The sequence below is a fragment of the Sphingobium quisquiliarum P25 genome (assembly GCF_000445065.1).
Taxonomy (GTDB): domain Bacteria; phylum Pseudomonadota; class Alphaproteobacteria; order Sphingomonadales; family Sphingomonadaceae; genus Sphingobium; species Sphingobium quisquiliarum.
On sequence record NZ_ATHO01000037.1, the window covers coordinates 21,890 to 46,327 of the forward strand.

A 24,438-nucleotide genomic window follows, 5' to 3' on the forward strand; every position below is an offset into this window, starting at 1 on the left:
CGCGGGCCGATTGGGAAGCGGCGACGGCGCTCCTGCGCAAGGCAGGAGCACATCAGGCCAGCTTACAGCTTGCGCACCCAGCCCGAAGGATCGGCCACGGTGCCGCGCTGAATGCCGGTCAGTTCGGCGCGCAGCGCTTCGGTCACCAGCCCGCCTTCGCCGTTGCCGATGGTGAAGTCGCCCTCAACGCTCTTGACCGTACCGATCGCGGTCACGACCGCGGCCGTGCCGCAGGCGAAGGCCTCGCGCAGCTTGCCGCTGGCGGCGTCGGCGCGCCATTGTCCGAAGCTGTAGGGCTCCTCGCGCACCTCATGCCCCTTGCTGCGGGCGAGCTTGATGATGCTGTCGCGGGTTATGCCGGGCAGGATCGTGCCGCCCAGCGGCGGCGTCACCAGCGATCCATCGTCCATCACGAAGAAGACGTTCATGCCGCCCAGTTCCTCGACCCATTTATGTTCGGCAGCGTCGAGGAATACGACCTGATCGCAGCCATGCCTGCTGGCTTCGGCCTGAGCGACGAGGCTGGCGGCATAGTTGCCCCCGCATTTGGCCGCGCCGGTGCCACCCCGCGCCGCGCGCGTATAATGTTCGGACACCCAGAGCGTGACCGCTTTCTTGCCGCCCTTGAAATAGGCGCCCGCTGGGGAGGCGATGACGCAGAAAATATATTCCGCCGATGGCCGCACGCCCAGGAATGTCTCGCTGGCGAACATGAAGGGCCGCAGATAAAGGCTGCCTTCGCCACCGGGAATCCAGTCGGCATCGATCTTCACCAGCTCCTCGGCCGCCTCCAGGAAGATATCCTCCGGCAGCACCGGCATCGCCAGCCGTTCGGCCGATTCGGCGAAGCGGCGGGCATTTTCCTCCGGCCGGAACATGGCGATGCTGCCATCGGCCAGCCGGTAAGCCTTCATGCCTTCGAAGATTTCCTGCGCATAGTGCAGGACGGCGCAGGCCGGGTCCATCTGGAACGGTTCGCGCGGGCCGACGCTATGGCTGTGCCAGCCCTGCCCCTCGGTATAGCGGATCGTCACCATATGATCGGTGAACAGGCGGCCGAACCCAGGATCCTCCAGCAGTACCGCGCGCTGGTCAGCCGATACAGCCTTGCTGCTCGGATTGACGGTGAAGCGCGACTTCTGCTGGACGTCCATGTTGGTTGCTCCTTGGAATAGCGGCCGCCTATGTCACAAACGGCGCGCTGAAACAATGGGTCATTAATACTGACCCATTTGTTGCGGCATCGAAAGGTCCGGTCGGCACATGCTGGCATCTTGGCGCGATCCGGTCTGCCCTCTATTCCCCGCCCATGCACTTTTTTTCCGACAATGCGACACCTGTCTGCCCTAGGGTGATGGCGGCGATCGCAGCCGCCGATCAAGCGGATCATGGCTATGATGGCGATGCATGGACGGCGAAGCTGGATGCCGCCTTTTCCGCCCTGTTCGATGCGCCGGTGAAGGCGTTGTGGATCACCACCGGCACCGCCGCCAACAGCATCGCGCTGGCGTGCCTGTGCCCGCCCTTTGGCGGGGTGATATGCCATGAGGAAGCGCATGTCGTGGTGGACGAATGCGGCGCGCCCGGCTTCTACACCCATGGCGCGACGCTGATGACGCTGCCGGGCACGGGCGCGAAATTGCAGGTGGAAGCGGTCAGGGACCGGCTGGCCCTTATCCGCCCGGACGTGCATCAGGTCCCCGCCCGCGCGATCAGCATCACGCAGGCGACCGAATATGGCCTTGTCTATACGCCCGATGAGGTCGCTGCGCTGGGGGCTCTGGCCCACGATCACGGGCTGGGGCTGCACATGGATGGGGCCCGCTTCGCCAATGCGGTGGCGTCAATTGGCTGTCACCCCGCCGACCTGACCTGGCGGGCGGGCGTCGACATTTTGTCGTTCGGCAGCGTCAAGAATGGCGGCATGGTGGGAGAAGCCTTGATCTTCTTCGGCCCGGAAGCGGCGGCGCGCGCGGCGGAGGCGGAGCGCTGGCGCAAGCGGGGCGGGCATCTGCTGTCCAAGGGCCGCTATCTCGCCGCCCAGTTGCTCGCCATGGTCGAAGACGGGCTGTGGCTGGCCAACGCCCGCGCCGCCAACGCCGCCGCCCAGGCCCTTGGCGGGGCCGCGGCGGGCCGGTTGATGCACCCGGTCGAGGCCAATGAACTGTTCATCCGCCTCACCCCTGCGGAGGCCGCGACGCTGCGCGCCCAGGGATTCGACTTCCACGATTGGGGCGAAGGCGCGGCGCGGCTCGTCACCAACTGGTCGCAGGACAGCGCCAGCGTGCAGCCCATGGCCGATGCGCTAAGGGCGCTGGGATGATGGAAGGCAGCGCGAATCGCGGCATCGTCATCCCCTTCCTGCTGGTGGTGCTGATCTGGAGCTCGACCTGGATCGTGATCCGCGACCAGTTGGCCGCCGTTCCGCCCAGCTGGTCGGTCTGCTACCGCTTCCTTCTGGGCGGGATCGGCATGGCGCTGTTCGCCCGGATGCGGCGCGTGCCGCTGGCGCTGCCATGGCCGGGCGTCGCTTTCGCGGCCTTGCTGGGGCTGGCGCAGTTCGTGCTCAACTTCAACTTCGTCTACCGGGCCGAACATTATCTTACCTCCGGCGTCGTCGCGACCGTCTATGCCCTGCTGCTGATCCCCAACAGCATCCTCGCCTGGATCGCCTTTCGCCAGCCGGTCAGCCGGTCCTTCATCCTTGGATCGCTGATCGCGATCGCCGGGATCGCCATGCTGCTGCTGCGCGAATATCGCGCCGCGCCCGTGTCAGCCGACGCGGTGCTGCTGGGTATCGGCCTGAGCGCTGCGGGGCTGTTCAGCGCCTCGGCCGCGAATGTCATGCAGGGCATGGACATCGCCCGCCGCCTTCCGATGGTGGCGGTGCTGACATGGGCCATGCTGACCGGCAGCGCGGTCGACGCGCTTTATGCATGGATCACGGTCGGCCCGCCGGTGATGGAGTGGCGCGCCGGTTATCTGTTCGGCATCGCCTGGCTGGGGATTGCGGGATCGGTCGTCACCTTCCCGCTCTATTTCCAGCTGATCCAGCGCATGGGGGCAGGCAGGGCGGCTTATACCAGCGTGCTGATACCCGTGATCGCCATGCTCATTTCCACCGTGACGGAAGGCTATCGCTGGACGCCGCTCAGCATGGCGGGCGGGCTGCTGGCGGTCGCCGGCATGGCGATCGCGCTGCGGTCGAAGGCCGGTTGAGCTTAGTCGAGCCGCGTCGGTCCAGCCAGGCCCATGCCCGGTTCGTACAGCCGCTTGGCCACGTTCACCCTGGCGATCAGGCTGGATAGCGGTTCGGGCGCGCCAGCGGGGCGGCCGGGCGCGGCCATGCTGTTCATGCGATGGCTGACGGCGGCGAAAACATGCTCGATGCGATCCATGGCGGTCCCCGTGAACTGATGGGACCATCCATGGCGGCTGTTGGTTAACGAGACGTAAGCGATAGGGCGGCTTTGCGCCGAACCGGTCTACCCGCTCTCGGCAAGGCAAGCGGCCAGTCCTTCGCGGTAGGTCGGATAGCGCGGCGACCAGCCCAGCAGCCGCTTGGCGCGGCCGTTCGCGACTCGCCGGTTTTCGGCGTAGAAGGACCGCGCCATGGAGGAAAGCCGCGCCTCTTCCAGCGTCTGGAGCGGCGGCAGGGGCTGGTTGAGCAGGCCGCAGGCGGCCTCCACCAGCCGGTTTTGCGCACAGGGCAGGTCATCGGCCAGATTGTAGATGCCCGGTGGCCCGCTGAAGGACGCGATAATGCCGGTGACGATGTCGTCGACATGGATGCGGCTGAATATCTGGCCGGGAAGGTCGACGCGATGCGCCTTGCCCTCTCGCACGCGATCGATCGCTGACCGGCGGGGACCATAGATGCCGGGCAGGCGGAAGCAGCGCAGATCGGCGCGAAGCCCGCGCCAGTCCCTGTCCGCTTTCACCCGCGCGGCGCGCCGGTCCGATCCGGTCGGGCTGGCCTCATCGACCCACGCCCCTGCCGCATCGCCATAGACTCCGGTGGAGGAAAGATAGCCGCTCCAGATGGCTGGCGCGGCGGCGATGGCATCTGCGTAGCGGGTGAGAACCGGATCGCCTTCCCCCTCCGGCGGGACGGAAGACAGGATGTGCGTCGCCCGCGCGATGCTGGCGCGCACGGCGCTTTCGTCGTGGAAAGCAAGGGCATCGTCATCGGCGGCCCGGCGGACGCCGGTGACCTGCCATGCCTCGCCACGCAGGCGCGCGGCCATGCGGGACGCGGTATAACCCATGCCGAGGATGAGCAGATGCGGCATCATTCCTCCCCCTCCCGCGCAGGCAGCAACGCTGTGGTTCAGACGGTAAAGCTCTCGCCGCAGCCGCAGCTTCCCTTGGCATTGGGATTGTTGAAGACGAAACCGGCGGTGAAGTCGTCCTCTACCCAGTCCATCGTCGATCCAACCAGATACAGCACCGAAGCGCCATCGATGTAGAAGGTGCCGCCGGGCGTTTCGATCTTCTCGTCGAACCGGGCTTCCTCCGTCACATAATCGACGGAGTAAGCGAGGCCCGAACAGCCCCGGCGCGGCGTCGACAGCTTGACGCCGATCGTGCCTTCGGGCGCCTGGGCCATCAGGTCCGCGATGCGTTGCTCCGCCGCTGGCGTCAGGATGACGGCGGCAGGGCGGGCGCGGGTCTTGGTCGTCGTTTCGGTCATTCTCAACTCCTCTCCCCTCCCGCTGGCGGAAGGGGCCGGGGGAGGGCCTGTCAGGAACGCCGCCTTACAGGCCCCTGAACCCTCCCTTGAAAGGGAGGGGAATTATAGCATCCCCAATTCCAGCTTCGCCTCGTCCGACATCTTTTGCGGGTCCCATGGCGGGTCCCAGACGAGGTTCACCTGCGCATCGCCCACGCCCGGCACGGCGCCGACGCGCAGTTCCACCTCGCCCGGCATGGATTCCGCGACGGGGCAATGCGGCGTCGTCAGCGTCATCGTCACGACGGCATGACCGTCTTCCGTCACATCAACGCCGTAGACGAGTCCCAGGTCGTAGATGTTCACCGGAATCTCAGGATCATAGATTTCCTTGAGCGCATCGATGATCGCGTCATAAAGATTGCCGCCCGGCTCGCCCGCAGGAACTTCGGCCGGTTTCTGCGCCAGAAAGCCGTCGAGATAGTCGCGCTGGCGCGGCGCCTCTTCGACGCGCGACTTGGGCGGGGTTTCCACCGTGTCGACCTCTTCCACCAAAATCTTCCGCTCGCCGGAGTTCGTCTCAGTCATTGGCGAAGATCTTCCTTACCCGTTCTATGCCCTTGACCAGCGCATCCACATCGCTGTCGTCGCTGTAGATGCCAAAGCTGGCCCGCGCGGTCGCCTCCACGCCCAGATGGCGCATCAGCGGCTGCGCGCAATGATGCCCCGCCCGGATGGCGACGCCCGTTTCGTCCAATATGGTGCCGACATCGTGCGGATGCACCCCCTCCACTTCGAAGGAGAGGATGCCCGCGCTGTCCTCCGGGCCGAAGACGCGCACGCTGTTGATGCCTTCCAGCGCCGCACGGGCCTTGCCGACCAGCGTGCATTCATGGGCGTGGATCGCCTCCAGACCGATCGCCTGCACATAGTCGATCGCCGCCGACAGGCCGACCACGCCGGTGATATGCGGCGTCCCCGCCTCGAACCGGGTGGGCGCCGGGGCATAGGTCGTCTTCTCGAACGTCACCTTGTCGATCATCGATCCGCCGCCCTGATAAGGGGGCATGGCGTCGAGCAATGGCTTGCGCCCCCACAGCACGCCGATGCCCGTCGGGCCATAGAGCTTGTGCGCGGAAAAGACGTAGAAATCGCAGTCCAGCGCCTGCACATCGACACTCAGGCGCGGCACGGCCTGGCACCCGTCGATCAATATCTTCGCCCCGGCGCCGTGCGCGATGTCAGCAGCGCGGCGGACGTCGAGGACGCTGCCCAGCACGTTCGACACATGGGCCAGCGCCACCATCTTGTGGGCGGGCGTGATCATGGCCTGCATCGCGTCCAGGTCGATCTTGCCGTCCGCCGTCAGCGGCACGACATCGATCTGCGCGCCAACCTGCTCCGCCACGATCTGCCAGGGAACGATGTTGCTGTGATGCTCCAGCATGGACAGCAGGATGCGATCCCCGCTCTTGAGTTGTGTCGCCGCCCAGCTATGCGCCACGAGGTTGATGCCCTCGGTCGCGCCGCGGACATAGACGATTTCACTGTCCGACTGCGCGTTGATGAAGCCCGCCACCTTCCGCCGCGCGGCTTCATAGGCGAGCGTCATGTTGGCGGAGCGTTCATAAACGCCGCGATGCACCGTCGCATAGTCCGGCCCATAGGCGCGGGCGATGGCTTCGATGACGGCGCTCGGCTTCTGCGCGGTGGCGGCGCTGTCGAGATAATGCCAGTTGCCGACGCCGGGGAAGTCCTGGCGCAAACTCAGAACATCGTTCGTCCTGAGCTTGTCGAAGGGCCCACCCGCGTTTGCCGAAGGCGCTTCGCCACGCTCAGCGGCGGGCTTCGATAGGCTCAGGCCGAACGGCGGCTTGGTGTCTTCGCTCATACCAGCGCCTCCAGCTTGGCCAGCGCGGCCGCTTCCAGCCGGTCCTTCACCGCCTCGTCCGCCACATCGTCGAACACGCCCGCGACGAACGCCTTCAGCAGCAGCGTCTTGGCCGTCGCCGGGTCCATCCCGCGCGAGGCCATGTAGAACAGCGCCTGCCTGTCCAACTCGCCCACTGTCGCGCCATGGGCGCATTTCACGTCATCGGCATAGATTTCCAGCTCCGGCTTGGCGTTGGCCGTCGCCGTGCGGTCGAGCAGCATCGCCTTGACCGACTGGAAGGCATCGGTGCGCTGCGCGTCCCGCGCCACGTTGATCGAGCCAAGATAGCTGCCCGTCGCGCGCTGGCCCAGGATCGAACGGATCGTCTGCCCGCTGGTCGCGTCCGGCTGCGCATGGGTGACGGAGGTGATGATTTCCAGCACCTGATCCCCGCCGCCGATGATCGCGCCGTTCAACTCGAAATGCGCGCCCTTGCCCAGCGTCACGGTGAAGGTCACGCGGCCCAGCTTGCCGCCCACGTTCAGCACATGAAAATCGCACCGCGCGCCATCAGCGACGGTGATCACATAATCATGCACCGCCGCCGCGCCGTCCGCCGCATCCTGCAACAGATGATGGCGCGAGCTTTCGCCGGCCGCCACATCGATGCGCTCCGGGGCAGGCAGGGGCCAGATGGCCGCCAGCGCATCTAGGTCGCTATAGCGCCATTCTTCCGCCTTGCGCGTGGGGAGGGTGAGCGCGTTCATTCCCCACCTCCGTTCGTTTCGAGCGCAGTCGAGAAACGCAGGCACAGCGCTTCCCGCTTCTCGACTTCGCTCGAAGCGAACGGCTGTTGTTTGGAACCCCTCACGCCGCAACCACCTCGGCATAGCCTTCGCGCTCCAGTTCCAGCGCGAGTTCCGGGCCGCCCGACTTCACGATCCGGCCCGCGGCGAGGACATGCACATAGTCGGGCTTCACATAATCGAGCAGCCGCTGATAATGGGTGATCAGCAGCACCGCCTTGCCGGGCTTGCGCATGATGGCATTGATGCCGGACCCCACGATCTTGAGCGCATCGATGTCGAGGCCCGAGTCCGTCTCGTCCAATATCGCCAGCTTGGGGTCGAGAATGCCCATCTGCACCATCTCGGCGCGCTTCTTCTCGCCGCCGGAAAAGCCGACATTCACCGGGCGCTTCAACATCTCCATGTCCAGCCCCAGCAGCCCCGCCTTTTCCTTGGCGAGCTTGATGAACTCGCCGCCCGACAGGGGCTCCTGCCCTCGCGCCTTGCGCTGGCTGTTCAGGCTTTCCCGCAGGAATTGCAGGTTGGACACGCCGGGTATCTCGACCGGATATTGGAAACCCAGGAACAGCCCTGCGGCAGCGCGCTCGTACGGCTCCAGTTCGAACAGGTCCTGCCCCTCGAACGTCGCGCTGCCGCCGGTCACCTCGTAACCGGGGCGGCCGCCCAGCGTATAGGCGAGCGTCGACTTGCCCGCGCCGTTGGGACCCATGATCGCATGGATCTCGCCTGTATTGATGGAAAGCGACAGACCCTTCAGGATCTTCTTGCCGTCGATTTCATTCGTGAGATTGTCGATCGTCAGCATCATTCAACCCTTATGCGCGCGCTGCAAAGTCCGCGCGGTCCAGAAGGCCATGTCGCGCACATCGCCCGGCGCGGGGAACAGCGTGTCGATATGGCGCTTGATGGGCATATAGGGCCACCAGTCGGCTCCCGGTTCCGGCGCGCCCTTTTCCAGCACGCCGGTCACGAATTCCGTCACCGGCCCCATGCGGGCGAGGTTAGGAGCCTTCGCCTTGTGAAAGGCCTTGTCGGTCTTGAGGCGCTCGGCAAAGGCGGCGTCACCCTTCTCCAGCGACGCGCGGCATTCCGCCTGATAAGCGTCGAGATCACCGAAATCCTTGCGCGCCCGCGCTTCCAGCTCACCCTCTTCCAGATCATAATCCTCGGTCAGGATGCGTATGGCGGCGGTCCACGCCTGACCATTGCCGACATCCTCCGCAAAATCGGCGAGGGCATCCTGGATATCGTCTTCGTCGCTCAAGTCTCAGTCCTTCAAATTCTCATTCGCTCGTTATCCTGAACTTGTTTCAGGATCCATCGTCCCCCACACTCCACATCGCTTGGGAAGCAATGGATGCCGGATCAAGTCCGGCATGACGGGAAATTATCCCACGCTACCCTCAAGGCTGATGCCCAGCAGCTTCTGCGCTTCGACCGCGAACTCCATCGGTAGCTGCTGGAGCACTTCACGCGCGAAGCCGTTGACGATCAGCGACACCGCGCTTTCCTGATCCAGCCCGCGCTGCATCGCATAGAATAGCTGGTCATCGCTGATCTTGCTCGTCGTCGCCTCATGCTCGATCTGGGCGCTCGGATTGCGCACTTCGATATAGGGCACGGTATGCGCGCCGCATTGGTCACCCAGCAGCAGGCTGTCGCACTGGGTGAAGTTGCGCACGCCCTCCGCGCCCGGCGCGACGCGCACCAGCCCCCGATAGGTATTGTTCGAACGGCCCGCGCTAATGCCCTTGGACACGATGGTAGAGCGCGATCCCTTGCCATTATGGATCATCTTCGTGCCGGTGTCGGCCTGTTGCAGATTGTTGGTCAGCGCCACCGAGTAGAATTCGCCGACGCTGTTCTCGCCGTTCAGCACGCAGCTTGGATATTTCCAGGTGATGGCGGAGCCGGTTTCGACCTGGGTCCAGCTGACCTTGCTGTTGCGCCCTTGGCAGAGCGCGCGCTTGGTCACGAAATTATAGATGCCGCCCTTGCCGTTCTCGTCGCCGGGATACCAGTTCTGGACGGTCGAATATTTGATCTCGGCATCGTCCAGCGCGACCAGTTCCACGACCGCAGCGTGAAGCTGGTTCTCGTCGCGCATCGGCGCGGTGCAGCCTTCGAGATAGCTGACATAGCTCCCCTCGTCCGCGACGATCAGCGTGCGTTCGAACTGCCCCGTATTCTCCGCATTGATGCGGAAATAGGTGCTAAGCTCCATCGGGCAACGCACCCCTTTGGGGATGTAGACGAAGGTGCCATCGGAAAAGACAGCGCAGTTGAGCGTCGCGAAATAATTGTCGTGCATCGGCACGACCTTGCCCAGCCACTTCTTCACGAGATCCGGATATTCGCGCACAGCCTCGCTGATCGAGCGGAAGATGACGCCCGCTTCCTCCAGCTCCTTGCGGAAGGTGGTGGCGACCGACACGCTGTCGAACACGGCGTCCACCGCGACCTTGCGGCTGCCCTTCACCCCGGCCAGCACTTCCTGCTCGGCGATCGGGATGCCCAGCTTTTCATAGGTGGCGCGGATTTCGGGATCGAGTTCGTCCAGCGACTCCAGTTCCGCCTTCTTCTTGGGCTCGGCGTAATAATAGGCGTCCTGATAGTCGATTGGCGGAATGTTCAGCTTCGCCCAGTCCGGCGCTTCCATCTGCTGCCACATGGCGAAGGCCTTCAGCCGCCATTCCAGCAGCCATTCCGGCTCCTTCTTCTTGGCCGAAATGAAGCGGACCGTGTCCTCGTTCAGCCCCTTGGGCGCGAAGTCCTGCTCGATGGCGGAGGACCAGCCATGTTCGTAGGCGGATGCGCGCTCGGCAGCCTCATGGGCTTCCAGATTGCGAATGGTCGTCGTCTCTTCGGTCATGCCATTTCCCGTGTCAGGCTGGCGATGGTGACGCCTGCCAGCGCCTCGCGAATCGCATTGTTCGCCATGTTCATATGCGGCCGCACCCGGCAGTCCTGCTCCAGCAAGCAATCATGCGCGCCCTGTTCCGAGCAGGCGGTCATGGCGATGGGCCCTTCCACCGCCTCCACCACATCGGCGAGCGTGATCGTTGCGGGCGGGCGCGACAAGCGGACTCCTCCGCCCGTGCCCCGGCTGGATTCGAGCAGGCCCGCCGCCGACAAGCGGCTCACCAGCTTCTGCGCCGTGGGCAGGGGGATTCCGGTTTCGGCAGCGAGCGTGGTCGCATTCATGCGCGCCGCACCGCAATGACGGGCGGCGGCCGACATCAATACTACTGCGTAATCTGCAAAACTCGAAAGCCTCATGCTGACAGCCGGCGCTCCACTTTGCGAACCATTCTCAAATCGGATCGAATCAATCCGATTGCGCATGTGGTCCCGGCCGCTCAGGGAATCAAGGCATTTTTCGCGCTGTCTTCAGCTCATGCGGTTCAGCACCGCCACATCGCCCCCCAACGACCGGCGCAGCAGCGTCAGCTGCGCCACTGCGGACGGCTCATTCTGCAACTGATGGGGGGTTAGGCCGATAAAATGCTTGATCTCCCGTATGAAATGCGACTGGTCGTAGAAGCGGCTGTCTTCGCACAATTCCTGCCAGCTATGCCGGTCAAGCGCGATACGCGCGCTGCACCGCAAGGCGCGATATTTGCGGGCAAGCAGCTTTGGCGGACATCCATAATAGCGGTTGGTGAGGCGAGCGAGTTGCCTGGGCGACAGGCCCGTCCGCTGCGCCAGCGTCTCGATGCGCGGCGACCCTTCGTCCATCAGCCAGTTGTCCACAGCTTCGAGCAATCGCCATGTCGCATCGCTCAAAGGTTTGACAAGGCCCGCAAGGACAGACCAGCACAAGGCCACCATTTCCTGCGGGTCGTCCATCGTTCGCAACTGGCGGAGCAGATCGTCAAACGCGCGGTTCCCGTCACCGCCAAGACTTTGGAGGCGATCAGCCTCTTCGCTGGCGTCGCCACCATGAAGGCTGATCCAGCCCGCAGGCAGCAGGGACATGCCCACAACGCGGGCGGCCCCCTCCAGATGGAAGCGCGTGGCGCCCAGCGTCGGGCCAAGGAGGCAGACTTCGGGCGTGGCCAATACCGTTCCATCATGAAACTTATAATGTCCGCCACCTTGCAGCATCAGGCGTAATTGCGGTACGTCCGCACGCGTTACGTCAGAGTAAGTGTCGAGCGTCTCACTGAACAGGTAGAGAGAGCCGAAATAGCGGCGCAAATGTTCAGGCGGAGCGAAATATTGAAGACGGATAGGCCCGTCGGCCGCTTCTATGGTATAGGCGAGCGGCGTACCGTCCTCCTGTTCCGCAATATTGCGCGTCGCCCCGGACGCGTCCCCCCATTGACGGATCATACTTACCCCTTGGTCACACTATGCGGCATAGTGCGAAACGCGCAAGAGCGATGCTGAATGGCGGTCACTTTTTCTTACGTCAAAAAAATGGCCCGGTGGTTTTCACCACCGGGCCAGTGAAAGGTCTCGTCGGCCATAATGGGCCTAGAGCCTTCGGGTCGCAGGCCGTTCATACGTCCGAATCGGACCATCATGATTGGATGGATCGGACATTCTGTGAGCCGAATCAGGACGTCAGATGCAGATTCCGGCATGCCGTCATTGTTCCGGATCAACTGTTGCACTGCCGCAACAGCGACTCGACGCAGGCGCGATCCGCTGGCATAGCGCGCGCATGTTCTATCGTCTGGCCCGCCCCATTTTCTTTTCCATGGACGCTGAGCAAGCGCACAATCTTTCCATAGCACTATTGCGGATGATGCCCGCGCCCGCAGCGGTGAAGGAAGACCCGATTCTGGCCCAGACAATCGCCGGTATCCGCTTCCCCAACCCGGTGGGCCTTGCCGCGGGCTATGACAAGGAAGGGCTGGTCGCACACAAGATGCACGGCTTCGGTTTCGGCTTTGCCGAACTGGGGACACTGACTCCGCTGCCGCAGCCCGGCAATCCCCAGCCCCGCCTGTTCCGGCTGGCGGAGGACCGCGCGGTCATCAACCGCATGGGTTTCAACAACGGCGGCCAGGCAGCGGCGGCCGAACGGATCGCCAAGCGCCGTCAGCCCGGCGGCGCCGTCATCGGCATCAATATCGGCGCGAACAAGGATGCGGCCGACCGGATCGCCGATTATGTGACCGGCGTCGTCTGCATGTCGCCCCTTGCCGACTATCTGACGGTCAACATCTCTTCTCCCAATACGCCGGGGCTGCGCGCCTTGCAGGATCGCGCGGCGCTGGATCAGTTGCTCGGCGCCGTGATGGCGGCGCGCGGCGCTGACCGCACGCCGATTTTCCTGAAAGTCGCGCCCGATCTGGATCAGGCCGATGTGGAGGATATCGCCGCCGCCTGCCTCGACCATGGCGTGGATGGGTTGATCATATCCAACACGACCATTTCGCGCCCGCCACTTCGATCGAAAGCGGCGGGGGAAGCGGGCGGGCTGTCGGGCGCGCCGCTTACCGGTCTATCGTTGCAGCGGCTGCGCGACTTCCGCCGCATCCTGGGCAAGCGCCTGCCGCTGATCGGTGTGGGCGGCATCGCTACGGCAGAGCAGGCCTATGCCCGGCTGCGTGCCGGGGCGAGCCTGATCCAGCTTTACAGCGCCCTCGTTTATGAAGGGCCGGCCCTGCCCCGGCGGATCACCCGCGACTTGAAAGCGCTGCTGGCCCGCGATGGCTTTTCCCATGTCAGCGAGGCCGTAGGGGTCGACGCCTGATCCGGCAAGGCAATCAGCGGCTTGCCCCAGGCAGGATCAAGGCTAGGGTGCGGCCATGACGTCGCGACTTGCCCGGCCGCTGGCCATCCTCGCCCTGTTCCTGCTCCCCATCCAGCCTGCGCAGGCGCGGGAAGCTGTCTCGCTCAGTGCTACCGTGTCCGCCGCCGATCCCCGCGCGGCGGCGGCCGGTCAGAAGATATTGCGCGAAGGGGGCAGCGCCACCGACGCCGCCATCGCGATGATGCTGGCGCTGAACGTGGTGGAACCGCACAATAGCGGCATCGGCGGCGGCGGCTTCCTGATGCATCATGATGGCGAGACCGGCCTGCTCGAATCGATCGACGGCCGGGAAACCGCGCCTGCCGCCGCGCGGCCTGACCGTTTCCTGGGGCCTGACGGCAAGCCGCTAGCCTTCCGCGACGCCTGGCCGGGGGGCTATTCGGTGGGCGTGCCGGGCAATCTGCGTCTCGCCTGGATGGCCCACCGGAAATGGGGCAAGCTTCCCTGGGCACGGCTGTTCGATCCGGCCATCCGCCTGGCCGCCGAAGGTTTCGAGGTACGCCAACGGCTGGATACGGCGATGAAGGCGGTGGCCCCGATCTGGGCCGATTTCCCGGAGATACAGAAATATTTCTGGGTGAACGGAGCGCCCGCGCCGATCGGCACCATGCTCAAAAATCCGCCCTTGGCCGACCTGTTCCGCCGGATCGCGGCGGAAGGACCGGATGCCTTCTATAAGGGAAAAACGGCCGAGGCGATCGCCAAGACCGTCACCTCCGCACCCAAAAACCCGGTGCCGATTACGCTGGAGGATCTTGCCTCCTATCAGGCCAAGCCGCGCAAACCGGTCTGCGGGCCTTATCGCGTCTATACGGTCTGCGGCATGGGTCCGGCCTCTGCGGGCGGCATCACCGTGCTGCAAATATTGGGCATGGTGGAACAATTCCCGGTCGCCCGTTGGGGCAAGGATGATCCGCGATCCTGGCACGTCATCGGCGAAGCCATGCGCCTTGCCTATGCCGATCGTGACACGTGGCTGGGCGATCCCGATTTCGTGAAAGTGCCGGTCGCGGGGCTGATCGACCCCCGCTATCTCAGGCAGCGGGCGGCGCTGATCTCCCTGGATCACGCGCGCGGAAGCTATCCGCCGGGCACACCGCCGATGGCGGAGCCGCGCACCCCGGCCCAGCCGCAACCCGAAAGCGGCACCAGCCATTTCGTCGCGGTGGACAAGGACGGCGATATCGCCAGCTGGACGTCCACGATCGAAAGCTTTTTCGGCAGTCAGCTGATCGCCGACGGGGTCATTCTCAATAATGAACTAACCGACTTCAGCTTCACGCCCGAAAGGAACGGGGCGCCCGTCGCCAACCGGGTAGAGCCGGGCAAGCGCCCCCTGTCGTCGATGTCGCCGACCATCGTCTATGACAGGAGCGGCACGCCGGTCTTCACCATTGGCGCGGCGGGCGGGCGCACCATCATCATGCAGGTCGCCAAGGCGCTGATCGCCCATTTCGACTGGGGCTTGTCAGCGCAAGAATCAATCGCACTTGGATTAGAATATTTCAATGCCGATGGCCTCGTGCTTGAGAAAGGCACGTCGCTGGAGGCGATGAAGGCTCCGCTGGAGCGGCTGGGGCATAAGGTGACCGTCGCTCCGATGGGCCTCAAGGCCAACGCCGCAGAGCGCGGGAGCGACGGCCATTGGACCGGGGCCGCCGATCCGCGCAGTCCCGGTGTATCCTTGCAGGAGTGACGGCGGGCTTCTGCCCGTTCGCCCTGATCTTGCCCAAGGCTTTCGCTTCGCAGAGGCAGGGGCATCGACAGCCTCAGCCCGAACGGCTCCTAATTAACGGGGCTGGCGTTCTAACCCAATTTCAGACCGGCGACATTGAAGGTGAAGGGGAAGCTCTTGTCCTTGGGCCCTACCACCAGCTTGACCTTCACGGTCTTGCTGTTCCGTATCGCTTCATAGGCTTTCGACGCGGGCAGAACTTCGATGCCGTCCTTGTTCTCCGTCATGCGGCCCTTCCATTCATGCGTCTTCCCATCGTCCGTCACCGCCGTGACATGGCAGTCGGACAAGTCGCAGGTGAACGGCGCGCCAACCAGCTTGACGGTCACTTGCGCTCCGCCCTCCTTCAACGGCTGGACGAGCAGCACGGAAAAGCTGTCGGGGGCCGTCATGGTGGAAACGCTGTTCGTGCTGCCGATATAGGCGAGTTTGGGTTTCGCGCCCTCCCCGCCTTCATATTTCCACTGCTGGCCGATCTGTTCGCGCTGGGTCGGTTCCTTCTCACCGGACGAGCAGGCCGTCATCAGCCCGATCGCCGCCAGCGCCATGATGCCGCGCATAGCGCTTCTCCTTATTCCGTTCCGTTACGGAAGGAGAACGCCCCGCAGGCGTCAGGTTTCCGTGGGCGAGGCGTAGCGCGCCGCCGTCTGGCGGATGAGCGCGATCATGTTGGGGATGCCCTGGGTGCGATTGGAACTGAGCTGATTCCTGAGATCGAAGGGCGCAAGAGCCTGTTCGATATCGGTCGCGCTGATTTCCGCAGGCGAACGGTCCTGCACCGTCAGCAGCACCAGGGCGATAATCCCCTTGGTGATCGCGGCATTGCTGTCAGCCAGGAAATGCAGCCGGCCATCGTCCAGCACCGTAGGATAGACCCACACCGCCGCCGAACAACCGCGCACCAGCGTCGCGTCGGTCTTGAGCGCATCGGGCATGGGCTCCAGCGCCCGGCCAAGGTCGATCAACAGCCGGTAACGGTCGTCCGCGTCCAGAAATTCATATTCTTCCTGAAGATCGGCGAGGGCGGGCTGGTCGGTCATATCCGCCATATAGGGGGAAAAGCAGCCCTGCAAAGCTGCTTTTCAAGACATCAGATATCGACCCCGGCGGCAATCGCCTCCAGCTTGCGGATGCGTTCCTTGAGGTCCGCAACCTCGATCCGCGCGCTGGCGTTGGGCGGCCCGGCGTCCGGCCGTCCCAGTTCCGCACGCTTTAGCTCCAGCCAGCCGCTCCACCCGCGCAATCCCGCCACCGCGACGATCGCCAGGCCCAGCAGGCTGCTCACAGAAACAATGAAAATCGAAAGGGGCTCCTGCATATCGACCCTCCTCCATCGTACCGTCAGTCACGCTCACGCAGCTTGTCAAACTCGCGTTCCAGCGCACTGCCGCTGTCGGTCGCCAGCCGTTCGAGCACGGCGACCCGCTCTTTCAGCGCTTTCACTTCTGCCCGCAGCCGCTCGGCTTCGGGGTCGGGTCCGCGCTGGACCAATTCCTCGCCGCGATGACGGCGGACGATGCCATATTTGGCGCGGACGACGCTTGCCACAGCGGCGATGGCGACGATCGCGACCACCATTTCAAACGGGTTCATGAATGAGTGCCTCCCTTGTCCAGCGCCTCAGCGCAGGCTGTCGATTTCGTCGGCCAGCCTTGTGTTGCGGCTGGTATAATGGGTTTCGATGTCGGCCAGGCGGCGATCGATGTCGCGGAACTTGGACCGGACATCGCGCGCCGAACGCGCCGGATTGGTGCGCACACCCTGCCAGAATTTCTCGTCATCCCGGTCGGCATAGAGGCCCGCCGGCTTGTTCTCGGCGAAATGAGCGACGGCGAAATAGGCGATCAGCGACCAGGGGAAAGCCCCCATCAGCGTCAGCAGCACCGCGCCGACGCGGACCCACACCACGTCGATGCCGCTATAGTCGGCGATGCCGGAACAGACGCCCAGCCATTTGCCATTCTGCTTGTCCAGGTAGAATTTGGTGCGGCGGCCGCTCATGTCAGTTCCTCCGGTCGAAATCATAGTCATCGTCCTGTGGCGGACGCGCGGGGCGGAAGTCGGGATTGTCGGCCGCGACGATCCGTTCGACCGTCTGCAACCTGTCCTCCAGCCGCCGGGCGAGCAGGTGCAGTTCGTCCAGCAGCCGCTCATCCTCATCGGTGATCTTGGGCGCCTGCTTCCACTTGGTGGAATAGTGCAGGATCAGCCAGGGCATGCCGATGAACAGCATGCCGCAGATCATGATGGGCAGGAACACGTCCTCCATGCGTCATTCTCCCTTGTTCATGCTGGCCTTGAGAGCGGCAAGTTCGGCATCGACCTTGTCGGAGGACTGAAGCTCGGCAATCTCATCCTCCAGCGTGCGGCGCTGCTGCCCCATGCCCATGGCGTCGGCGCGCCCTTCGGCCATGTCGACCCGCCGTTCCAGCATGTCGAAGCGGGCAAAGGCATCATTCACCTTCTCGCCCGCATAGGCTTCGCGGACCCGCAGCCGGTTCTGCGCGCTTTCCATGCGCGTCACCAGGCTGTTCTGGCGGGTGCGGGCCTCGCGCAGCTTGGCTTGCAGCTTGGCGATATCCTCTTCCGAAGCACGCAGCGCTTCATCCAGCACCTCGATCTCGTGCGAAAGCTGCTCCGCCATGTCGGCCGCCTTCTGCTTTTCGACCAGCGCGGCCTTGGCCAGATCCTCCCGGTCCTTGCTGAGCGCCAGTTGCGCCTTTTCGGTCCAGTTGTCCTGAAGCGCCTGTAGCTTGCCGATGTGGCGGCGCATTTCCTTCTGGTCCGCGATGGTGCGGGCGGCCGATGCGCGCACTTCGACCAGCGTCTCCTCCATCTCAAGGATGATCATGCGGATCATCTTCGCCGGGTCTTCCGCCCGGTCGAGCAGGTCGGTGACGTTGGCGGCGATGATGTCGCGGGTGCGGGAAAAGATACCCATGTGAACTTCACTCCTCAGGAAATCGGGGCGCGTCAGGCCAGATAGCGCAAGATTAGCGGGCCATCGCCACAGGTCAGGACGGCGGCTTCGCTGGCCTTTGCGGGACCGGCGGCGGAAAGAATCATGGTCGATCCGAACAGGATGGCGGCGAAGGCGATGAACAGGAGCCTGCCCTTTGCTCCGCTTTCTTCATTGTCCGTGTCCATGAGTTATCTCCCTGCTGACTGCCAATGCGGCGCCGCCTTGCTGACGGCTTGCGCTCAACGTTGCATGGCCCGTGCCAAATGAGAGACATGGCCGGAAATCAGGCATTTTGACTTTTTCGCGGCCGTCTCGCCCCAGACGCCTTGCTATCATATGGCATTTTTCACCATATGTTGGGAATGGAGAAGAATAGCCAATTCATCGGCGAGTCCCTCGCCTTCCTCGACGCGGTCGAGCAGGCGAGCCGGGCGGCCGAACTCAACCGGCCGGTCCTCATCATCGGGGAGCGCGGCACCGGCAAGGAACTTGTGGCGGAAAGGCTGCACCGCCTGTCCCCGCGCTGGGGCGAGCCGCTGATCGTCATGAACTGCGCGGCGCTGCCCGAAACATTGATCGAGGCGGAACTGTTCGGCCATGAACAGGGCGCGTTCACCGGAGCGGCGCGGGCCCGCGCTGGCCGGTTCGAGGAGGCGGACGGCGGCACGCTGTTCCTCGACGAACTGGGCACCCTGTCGATGGCGGCGCAGGAACGGCTGCTGCGCGTGGTGGAATATGGCGAAGTGACCCGCATCGGCGCTTCGCGGGCGAAAATGGTGGATGTTCGCATCATCGCGGCCACTAATGAGGACCTGCCGGAAGCCGCCGCCGCCGGGCGTTTCCGCGCGGACCTGCTCGACCGGCTGAGCTTCGAGGTGATCACCCTTCCCCCGCTGCGCGCGCGGGAAGGCGATGCCGCGGTGCTGGCCGACCATTTCGGGCGGCGGATGGCGGCAGAACTTGGCTGGCCGCGCTGGCCGGGTTTCACGCCGGACGCTATGGCAGAACTTGAAGCGCATCCCTGGCCCGGCAATGTGCGGGAATTGCGCAATGTCGTGGAACGCGCCGTCTATCGCTGGACCGAACCCGCCCAGCCCGTGGCGCGCATCATCTTCGATCCCTTCGCTTCGCCCTGGAAGCCTGCGGGCGGGACGCCAGCGCCTTCACCAGAAGCGCCGCCCGTGTCCGATGTGTCCGGCCTTGAGGCGATCAGCGACCTCAAGGCCGCTGTCGACGCGCATGAGGCGGCGATCGTCCGGGCGGCGCTGCAACGCCATCGCCACAACCAGCGCGCGACGGCCAAGGGCCTGGGCCTCACCTACGATCAATTGCGACACTGCCTGAAAAAACATGGCCTGACCGCAGGCTAGGAGGAGAGGCTCAGCGCGTCGGCACCGGCTCCGCGCCCGAATAGTCGTAGAAGCCCCTGCCCGTCTTGCGGCCAAGCCAGCCCGCCTCGACATATTTGACCAGCAACGGCGCGGGCCGGTATTTGGGGTCGCGCGTCGTCGTCTGGAGCACGTTGATCGCCTCCAGGCAGGTGTCGAGGCCAATATAGTCCGCCAGAGTCAGCGGACCCATCGGGTGATTGAGGCCCAGCCGCACCCCGGTGTCGATATCCTGCATGGTGGCCACGCCCTCGCCGAGCGCGAAGACCGCTTCGTTGAGCATGGGCAGGAGGATGCGGTTGACGACGAAGCCCGGCGCATCGAACGCATGCACTACCTGTTTGCCGAGGCGCTCGACATAAGCCTGCACGGCGGCCACGGCCTCGTCAGAGGTGGCAAGGCCGCGAATGACTTCGACCAGCGCCATGACCGGCACCGGATTGAAGAAGTGGACGCCCAGGAAACGCTCCTTGTCCGGCACCGCCTGCGCCAGCCGCGTGATGGGAATGGAGGAGGTGTTGGACGCCATGATCGCGCCCGGCGAGAGCAACGCGGCGGCATTGGCGAAGATCGTCCGCTTGATGTCCTCACGCTCGGTCGCCGCTTCGATCACCAGTTGCGCTTCGGCAAGGGGGGCCAGATCACCGCTGACGCGGATGCGCGCCATTGCCGCGTCCATGTCAGCCTGGCTCTGCTTGCCCTTCTCCACCGCCTTGGCGAGCTGCTTCGCCACGCCGTCGCGGCCCTTTTCGGCGCGCGCGCGATCGACGTCGCACAGGATGACGTCATAGCTCGCCTGCGCCGACACCTGCGCGATGCCAGCGCCCATCTGACCAGCGCCGATAACGCCTATAACCCGGATCTCCGCCATAGCCTTGCCTCCGCCAGGATTGATTTTGCCGATCCCCTAGCGGCAAGGCGCGGACGCGGCCAGCGCTTTTACAGTCCGGGCAATCGGGGCAAGCGGCACGCGGCGGGACGGAAAGCCCTGCCCGCCCGGCAGGATGGTTTGACGGACCTCATTTCCGTCTTTGCGCCTTGGCCGCAGGATGGCTAAAAGGCCGCGCATGTCCGCTTCTGAGCCCATGCCCGTTCCGGCGACCGGAAGGTTCGCCGGTGCGGCGCATCTTTTTCCCTTGCGCGTCTATTTCGAGGACACGGACCTGTCCGGCCTCGTCTATCACGCCAATTATCTGCGCTATATGGAACGGGCGCGGTCGGACATGCTGCGCGTCGCCGGGATCGACCAGCGCGCCACGCATGAAGCGGGCGAGGGCGTCTATGCCGTCACCGATATCAAGATCAGCTACCGCCGCCCCGCGCGCCTGGACGATGACCTGCTGGTGGAAAGCCGCCTCACCGCTTTCAGCGCGGCAAGCTGCGTCATTCATCAGAGAGTCAGGCGCGGGGAGGAAATACTGACGGACGGCGAAGTCTCGGTCGCCTTCCTGACTCAGCAGGGCCGCCCGCAAAGGCAACCCAAGCCCTGGATCGATATTTTCAGCCGTTTGATGAAAGGGGAAGACATCAACCCATGAGCCTCATGATGCCCGACGTTGGCGCAGCAGCCGGCGCCGCCGCGCAAGCCGCCACCATTTCGCCGCTCGCCCTGTTCCTACAGGCGGACATCGTCGTGAAGGTGGTGATGCTGGGGCTTCTGCTTGCCAGCATCTGGACCTGGGCGATGATCATCGGCTTCACCTTCACCCTGCGCCGGGCCAGCCGCCAGAGCAGCGCGTTCGAGGCGGATTTCTGGAAGGCGGAGGATATCGACCGCTTCTATGAGGCGCGTGGCAAGGCCGACTTCCCCGCTGCCAAGGTGATGGCCGCCGGGGTCACCGAATGGCGCCGCTCCACCGCGCAGAAAGTGATCGATCGCGAAGGCACGCGCGACCGGCTGTCCACCAGCATGTCGAGCACGATCGCGGCCGAAGTCGATCGCTTGTCGGACCGCCTCAACATCCTGGCCACCATTGGTTCGGTCGCCCCCTTCGTCGGCCTGTTCGGCACGGTATGGGGCATCATGCGGGCGTTCACCGCGATCGCGGCCGAACAGAACAGCTCGCTCGCCGTGGTCGCGCCTGGCATCGCCGAAGCCCTGTTCGCCACCGCCATCGGCCTGTTCGCGGCCATCCCGGCGGTGATCGCCTACAACCGCTTTAGCCACGGCATCAATCGCATGGAAGCCAAGCTCACCCGTTTCGCCGACGGATTCTATTCGACGCTGAGCCGCGAGCTGGAGGCGCAGCGGTGATGATCTGTCCTTCTCCGTTCAGCCCGAGCTTGTCGAAGGCCATGCCTGAACGACGTGAAGGCGTTTCGCCTGCGGCTCAGCAGAAGGCTTCGACAGGCTCAGCCCGACCGGGGGTTCCTATGGCCTTCTTTTCGGAAAGGCACGCCTGATGGCCATGTCCGGGCCTCCTTCCGGCCGCCGGGGACGCGGGCGCGCGCCGATGGCGGACATCAATGTGACGCCTCTGGTCGACGTCATGCTGGTGCTGCTCATCATCTTCATGGTGACCGCGCCGCTGCTTGTGACGGGCGTTCCGGTCAATCTGCCGGAAACGCGCGCCAAGGGGCTGGACCAGGACCAGAAGCCGACGGTCGTGTCGGTGGACCGGGACGGCGCGATCTTCATCGATGACGATCAGGTGAGCGATGCCGATCTGCCGAGCCGTCTGGGCGAGATCATGGCCGCCAATGCCGGTCAGCCCGATCCGCCCCAGATCTTCCTGCGCGCCGACACGGCGCTGGATTACGGGCGGGTGATGCGGGTGATGGGCGAGTTGAACCGCGCTGGGCTGAACAAGGTCGCGCTGGTCAGCACCGGGGCGGAGAATGGCCCTGGCCCGTCCGCATCCGTCAGCAGCGGTTCAGAATAGGAGCCATAGGGACTCGTGGCTATGGAGCGGGCGGAGAAAATAGGGCTTGGCGTCGCGACCGCAGGGCATGTGCTGCTGTTCGGGCTCCTGTCGGCCGGTTTCCTCGCCACGCCCAATCCGTTGAAGCTCAAATCGCCGCCGATGGACGTCAGCCTGGTGGACGAGGTCGCGCTGGAATCGATGGCCCCACGGGTGTCGATGCAGCCGCCGCCCCCCAGCGTTGCGCCGGAGGAAGGTCCCGCCGAGGACGCCGCGCCCGCACCCGCGCCAGTGCCGGAACCTGCGCCAGTACCCGAACCTGAACCTGCTCCCGCGCCCGCGCCCGCGCCTCCTCCGCCGAAGCCTGCTCCGCCGAAGAAGGACGTGCCCAAGGCCGCGCCCAAACCAAAACCCAAGCCCGCGCCTGAAAAACCGGCGTCCAGGCCGAAACCGGCGCCCGAAAAGCCGGCAGTGAAATCGAAGCCTGCGCCGACTAATCCCAAGCCCAAGGCGGCAGCCCCGGCCCCTGCGCCATCGAAGTCCAAGGCCACGCCGAAGGCGGACGCCCCCGCCCGCGCGTCCGGCGAGGGCAAGGCGCAGAAGCCGCGCGGTTCCCTGCTGGGCAAGGATTTCCTAAAGGGCATCGATACCAGCGCTGACGCGCCGCGCACGCCTGCGCCGCCCCCCGCCGCAGCCATGGGTCCGGCGCAGAAGGCGGCGCTCAACAATGTGATCAGCAATCAGATCTATCCGCATCTGCGGCTGCCGTCGGGGGCCGATGTCGAACTGCTCGTGGCGCTGCTGGACGTGAAGCTCGACCGCAATGGCCGCGTCGTCGGCAGGCCGGAAGTGATCGACGTGCAGGGCGTGAATGACAGCAACCGCCCGCAGGTTTCCGTCTACAAGGAACGGGCGATCCAGGCAGTGTTGCAGGCGTCGCCCTTCCAGAACCTGCCTTCGGAATATTACGACCAATGGAAATGGCTCAAGCCGCTCAGAGTCTATGCAAGGAAGGCGCGATGAAAGCTTTTGGACTATCTGCCCTGGCCGTGATGTTCGCGGCCGCTTTCGTGGCCGCGCCTGTCCAGGCGCAGCTGTCGGTCGACGTCACTGGCGAGATCGACAGCAACCTCAAGATCGTCGTGCCAGCCCTGCCGCCGCAGGCCGAAGTTTCCACCCCGGCCGGGTCCTCGACCGAACTTGGCCGCAAGATCGCCGAAGTCATCGCGACCGACCTCAAGGGGTCGGGCCTGTTCGATCCGTCCGGCCCCGGCGGCGTTCCCGCCATCGCCTTCCCGGAAGTCACCAATCCGGCCTATGACAAATGGGGCGCTTACCAGGCGCTGGTGCAAGGGTTCGTCCGCACCACGGGCGGCGAGGCGGACATCACCGTGGGCTGCTATCTCTACGATGTCGCGCTCAAGCAGGAACTGACGCGGCAGGGCTATGTCGTCGCACCGCGCGACTGGCGGCGCGCCGCGCATAAATGCGCCGACGCCATCTATGCCCGCCTGTCGGGAGAAAGCCCCTTCTTCGACAGCCGCATCGCCTATATCGCGGAAAGCGGCCCCAAGGGGAATCGCACCAAGCGGCTGGCCATCATGGACAGCGACGGCGCGAACCACCGCTTCATCACAAATGGCCAGTCGATCGCCCTTACCCCGCGTTTCTCGCCGGATTACAAGTCGATCGTCTATGTGAGCTACCTCAACAACCGGGTGCGCATCTATGTCTATGACATTGGCACTGGCAGGCAGCGGCTGGTGACGGAAAGCAACAATCCCACCTTCGCGCCGCGCTGGTCGCCCGATGGGCGCAACATCCTCTTTTCCATGGCGGTGGCGGGCAATACCGACATCTATCGCGTGCCCGCCAGCGGCGGAACGCCCACACGGCTCACCACCGCGCCGGGCATCGATGTCGGCGGCAGCTATTCGCCGGACGGCACCAGGATCGTCTTTGAAAGCGACCGTTCGGGCAGCCAGCAAATCTATGTGATGAACGCTGACGGTTCAGGCCAGCGCCGGATCAGCCATGGCGGCGGCCGCTATGCCACGCCCGAATGGAGCCCGCGCGGCGACCTGATCGCCTTCACCAAGATTTCCGGCGATTTCAAGATCGCGGTCATGACGCCAACCGGCGACAATGAGCGCATCCTGACCAATGGCTGGCAGGACGAACAGCCGACCTGGTCGCCCAATGGCCGCGTGCTGCAATTCTTCCGCACCACCCCCGGTCGCGAAGGCAGCAGCCAGGTGTGGCAGGTCGACCTGACCGGCGTGAACGAGCGGCGCATCCCCACGCCGCTCAGCGGTTCCGACCCCGCCTGGGGCCCTTTGCTTCCCTGACATGGAACTCTATCGTCCCGGCG

Annotated in this window: 31 protein-coding genes; 10 read left to right on the forward strand and 21 right to left on the reverse strand. The window is 64.6% G+C overall.

Going from position 1 to position 24,438, the window contains the following annotated elements:
- Positions 1-62 precede the first annotated feature (62 nt).
- The gene (locus L288_RS26490) at positions 63-1,154 is read right to left on the reverse strand and encodes a branched-chain amino acid aminotransferase (RefSeq protein WP_021237169.1); all 1,092 of its coding nucleotides are present in this window, start codon (positions 1,152-1,154) and stop codon (positions 63-65) included.
- Positions 1,155-1,309: 155 nt separating this feature from the next.
- Between L288_RS26490 and L288_RS26495 the strand changes: the two genes are divergently transcribed.
- Together L288_RS26495 and L288_RS26500 are read left to right on the forward strand one after the other, a co-directional pair.
- Positions 1,310-2,323: a threonine aldolase family protein gene (locus L288_RS26495; protein WP_031303976.1), complete on the forward strand. Its 1,014-nt coding sequence runs from the start codon at positions 1,310-1,312 to the stop codon at positions 2,321-2,323.
- A complete protein-coding gene (locus L288_RS26500) occupies positions 2,320-3,219 on the forward strand; it encodes a DMT family transporter (protein WP_021237171.1) in 900 nt (299 codons plus the stop codon). The genes L288_RS26495 and L288_RS26500 overlap by 4 nt, the downstream gene beginning before the upstream one ends.
- A gap of 2 nt (positions 3,220-3,221) precedes the next feature.
- On the opposite strand, the gene L288_RS43590 is transcribed toward L288_RS26500, so the two are convergent.
- The 11 genes from L288_RS43590 to L288_RS26550 form a co-directional block, all read right to left on the reverse strand.
- On the reverse strand, positions 3,222-3,398 hold the full coding sequence (locus L288_RS43590; protein ID WP_021237172.1) for a hypothetical protein: 177 nt from the start codon (positions 3,396-3,398) through the stop codon (positions 3,222-3,224).
- Between the two features lie 87 nt (positions 3,399-3,485).
- Positions 3,486-4,292 carry a Rossmann-fold NAD(P)-binding domain-containing protein gene (locus tag L288_RS26505; protein WP_031303977.1) on the reverse strand — a complete coding sequence of 269 codons (807 nt, stop codon included), beginning with the start codon at positions 4,290-4,292 and terminating at the stop codon, positions 3,486-3,488.
- A gap of 38 nt (positions 4,293-4,330) precedes the next feature.
- Positions 4,331-4,693 carry a HesB/IscA family protein gene (locus L288_RS26510; RefSeq protein ID WP_021237174.1) on the reverse strand — a complete coding sequence of 121 codons (363 nt, stop codon included), beginning with the start codon at positions 4,691-4,693 and terminating at the stop codon, positions 4,331-4,333.
- A gap of 102 nt (positions 4,694-4,795) precedes the next feature.
- Entirely contained in the window at positions 4,796-5,260 is a 465-nt protein-coding gene (locus L288_RS26515; RefSeq protein ID WP_021237175.1) for an SUF system Fe-S cluster assembly protein, read from the reverse strand.
- Positions 5,253-6,563, reverse strand: coding sequence for an aminotransferase class V-fold PLP-dependent enzyme (locus L288_RS26520; RefSeq protein ID WP_021237176.1), 1,311 nt, complete (start codon positions 6,561-6,563; stop codon positions 5,253-5,255). The genes L288_RS26515 and L288_RS26520 overlap by 8 nt, the downstream gene beginning before the upstream one ends.
- Positions 6,560-7,312: a SufD family Fe-S cluster assembly protein gene (locus tag L288_RS26525; RefSeq protein WP_021237177.1), complete on the reverse strand. Its 753-nt coding sequence runs from the start codon at positions 7,310-7,312 to the stop codon at positions 6,560-6,562. Before L288_RS26525 ends, L288_RS26520 begins: the two co-directional genes overlap by 4 nt.
- A 100-nt stretch (positions 7,313-7,412) precedes the next feature.
- Positions 7,413-8,159, reverse strand: coding sequence for a Fe-S cluster assembly ATPase SufC (gene sufC / locus L288_RS26530; protein WP_031303981.1), 747 nt, complete (start codon positions 8,157-8,159; stop codon positions 7,413-7,415).
- Positions 8,160-8,162: 3 nt separating this feature from the next.
- Positions 8,163-8,618, reverse strand: a complete 456-nt coding sequence (locus L288_RS26535; RefSeq protein WP_021237179.1) for a hypothetical protein — start codon at positions 8,616-8,618, stop codon at positions 8,163-8,165.
- Positions 8,619-8,741: 123 nt separating this feature from the next.
- A complete protein-coding gene (gene sufB, locus L288_RS26540) occupies positions 8,742-10,226 on the reverse strand; it encodes a Fe-S cluster assembly protein SufB (RefSeq protein ID WP_021237180.1) in 1,485 nt (494 codons plus the stop codon).
- Entirely contained in the window at positions 10,223-10,633 is a 411-nt protein-coding gene (locus L288_RS26545; RefSeq protein WP_031303982.1) for an RrF2 family transcriptional regulator, read from the reverse strand. Before L288_RS26545 ends, sufB begins: the two co-directional genes overlap by 4 nt.
- 111 nt (positions 10,634-10,744) lie before the next feature.
- The gene (locus L288_RS26550; protein WP_021237182.1) at positions 10,745-11,689 is read right to left on the reverse strand and encodes a helix-turn-helix domain-containing protein; all 945 of its coding nucleotides are present in this window, start codon (positions 11,687-11,689) and stop codon (positions 10,745-10,747) included.
- A gap of 334 nt (positions 11,690-12,023) precedes the next feature.
- Here L288_RS26550 and L288_RS26555 point away from each other — a divergent pair, with 334 nt between their 5' ends.
- The gene (locus tag L288_RS26555; protein ID WP_021237183.1) at positions 12,024-13,061 is read left to right on the forward strand and encodes a quinone-dependent dihydroorotate dehydrogenase; all 1,038 of its coding nucleotides are present in this window, start codon (positions 12,024-12,026) and stop codon (positions 13,059-13,061) included.
- 55 nt (positions 13,062-13,116) lie between these two features.
- The gene (ggt, locus tag L288_RS26560) at positions 13,117-14,817 is read left to right on the forward strand and encodes a gamma-glutamyltransferase (RefSeq protein ID WP_021237184.1); all 1,701 of its coding nucleotides are present in this window, start codon (positions 13,117-13,119) and stop codon (positions 14,815-14,817) included.
- Positions 14,818-14,927: 110 nt separating this feature from the next.
- Here ggt and L288_RS26565 read toward each other — a convergent pair whose 3' ends face one another.
- From L288_RS26565 to L288_RS43595, 8 genes are read right to left on the reverse strand one after another with little or no spacing between them, the layout of a single operon-like run.
- Positions 14,928-15,416, reverse strand: a complete 489-nt coding sequence (locus L288_RS26565; RefSeq protein ID WP_021237185.1) for a hypothetical protein — start codon at positions 15,414-15,416, stop codon at positions 14,928-14,930.
- Positions 15,417-15,467: 51 nt separating this feature from the next.
- The gene (locus L288_RS26570) at positions 15,468-15,905 is read right to left on the reverse strand and encodes a SufE family protein (protein ID WP_021237186.1); all 438 of its coding nucleotides are present in this window, start codon (positions 15,903-15,905) and stop codon (positions 15,468-15,470) included.
- Between the two features lie 41 nt (positions 15,906-15,946).
- Entirely contained in the window at positions 15,947-16,174 is a 228-nt protein-coding gene (locus tag L288_RS26575; protein ID WP_021237187.1) for a hypothetical protein, read from the reverse strand.
- Positions 16,175-16,197: 23 nt separating this feature from the next.
- Positions 16,198-16,449: a hypothetical protein gene (locus L288_RS26580; RefSeq protein WP_030539203.1), complete on the reverse strand. Its 252-nt coding sequence runs from the start codon at positions 16,447-16,449 to the stop codon at positions 16,198-16,200.
- Positions 16,450-16,476: 27 nt separating this feature from the next.
- Entirely contained in the window at positions 16,477-16,857 is a 381-nt protein-coding gene (pspC, locus tag L288_RS26585; RefSeq protein WP_021237189.1) for an envelope stress response membrane protein PspC, read from the reverse strand.
- A gap of 1 nt (position 16,858) precedes the next feature.
- Positions 16,859-17,125 (reverse strand): envelope stress response membrane protein PspB, encoded by a 267-nt coding sequence (gene pspB / locus L288_RS26590; protein WP_021237190.1) that lies wholly within the window; start codon positions 17,123-17,125, stop codon positions 16,859-16,861.
- A 3-nt stretch (positions 17,126-17,128) separates the two neighbouring features.
- Entirely contained in the window at positions 17,129-17,797 is a 669-nt protein-coding gene (gene pspA, locus L288_RS26595) for a phage shock protein PspA (RefSeq protein WP_021237191.1), read from the reverse strand.
- A gap of 32 nt (positions 17,798-17,829) precedes the next feature.
- Positions 17,830-18,003 carry a hypothetical protein gene (locus L288_RS43595; protein WP_021237192.1) on the reverse strand — a complete coding sequence of 58 codons (174 nt, stop codon included), beginning with the start codon at positions 18,001-18,003 and terminating at the stop codon, positions 17,830-17,832.
- Between the two features lie 177 nt (positions 18,004-18,180).
- On the opposite strand from L288_RS43595, the gene pspF reads away from it, so the two are divergent.
- Positions 18,181-19,188: a phage shock protein operon transcriptional activator gene (gene pspF, locus L288_RS26600; protein WP_031303983.1), complete on the forward strand. Its 1,008-nt coding sequence runs from the start codon at positions 18,181-18,183 to the stop codon at positions 19,186-19,188.
- A 10-nt stretch (positions 19,189-19,198) separates the two neighbouring features.
- Here pspF and L288_RS26605 read toward each other — a convergent pair whose 3' ends face one another.
- Positions 19,199-20,077: a 3-hydroxybutyryl-CoA dehydrogenase gene (locus tag L288_RS26605; protein ID WP_021237194.1), complete on the reverse strand. Its 879-nt coding sequence runs from the start codon at positions 20,075-20,077 to the stop codon at positions 19,199-19,201.
- 196 nt (positions 20,078-20,273) lie between these two features.
- Here L288_RS26605 and ybgC point away from each other — a divergent pair, with 196 nt between their 5' ends.
- From ybgC to tolB, 5 genes are all read left to right on the forward strand, one after another.
- Entirely contained in the window at positions 20,274-20,744 is a 471-nt protein-coding gene (ybgC, locus tag L288_RS26610; protein WP_021237195.1) for a tol-pal system-associated acyl-CoA thioesterase, read from the forward strand.
- Entirely contained in the window at positions 20,741-21,460 is a 720-nt protein-coding gene (gene tolQ, locus L288_RS26615) for a protein TolQ (RefSeq protein WP_021237196.1), read from the forward strand. Before ybgC ends, tolQ begins: the two co-directional genes overlap by 4 nt.
- Before the next feature lie 148 nt (positions 21,461-21,608).
- Complete coding sequence (gene tolR / locus L288_RS26620; RefSeq protein ID WP_021237197.1) at positions 21,609-22,088, forward strand: protein TolR; 480 nt, start codon at positions 21,609-21,611, stop codon at positions 22,086-22,088.
- Positions 22,089-22,109: 21 nt separating this feature from the next.
- Positions 22,110-23,090 carry a hypothetical protein gene (locus L288_RS26625; RefSeq protein ID WP_021237198.1) on the forward strand — a complete coding sequence of 327 codons (981 nt, stop codon included), beginning with the start codon at positions 22,110-22,112 and terminating at the stop codon, positions 23,088-23,090.
- A complete protein-coding gene (gene tolB / locus L288_RS26630; RefSeq protein WP_021237199.1) occupies positions 23,087-24,415 on the forward strand; it encodes a Tol-Pal system beta propeller repeat protein TolB in 1,329 nt (442 codons plus the stop codon). Before L288_RS26625 ends, tolB begins: the two co-directional genes overlap by 4 nt.
- Positions 24,416-24,438: the final 23 nt, after the last annotated feature.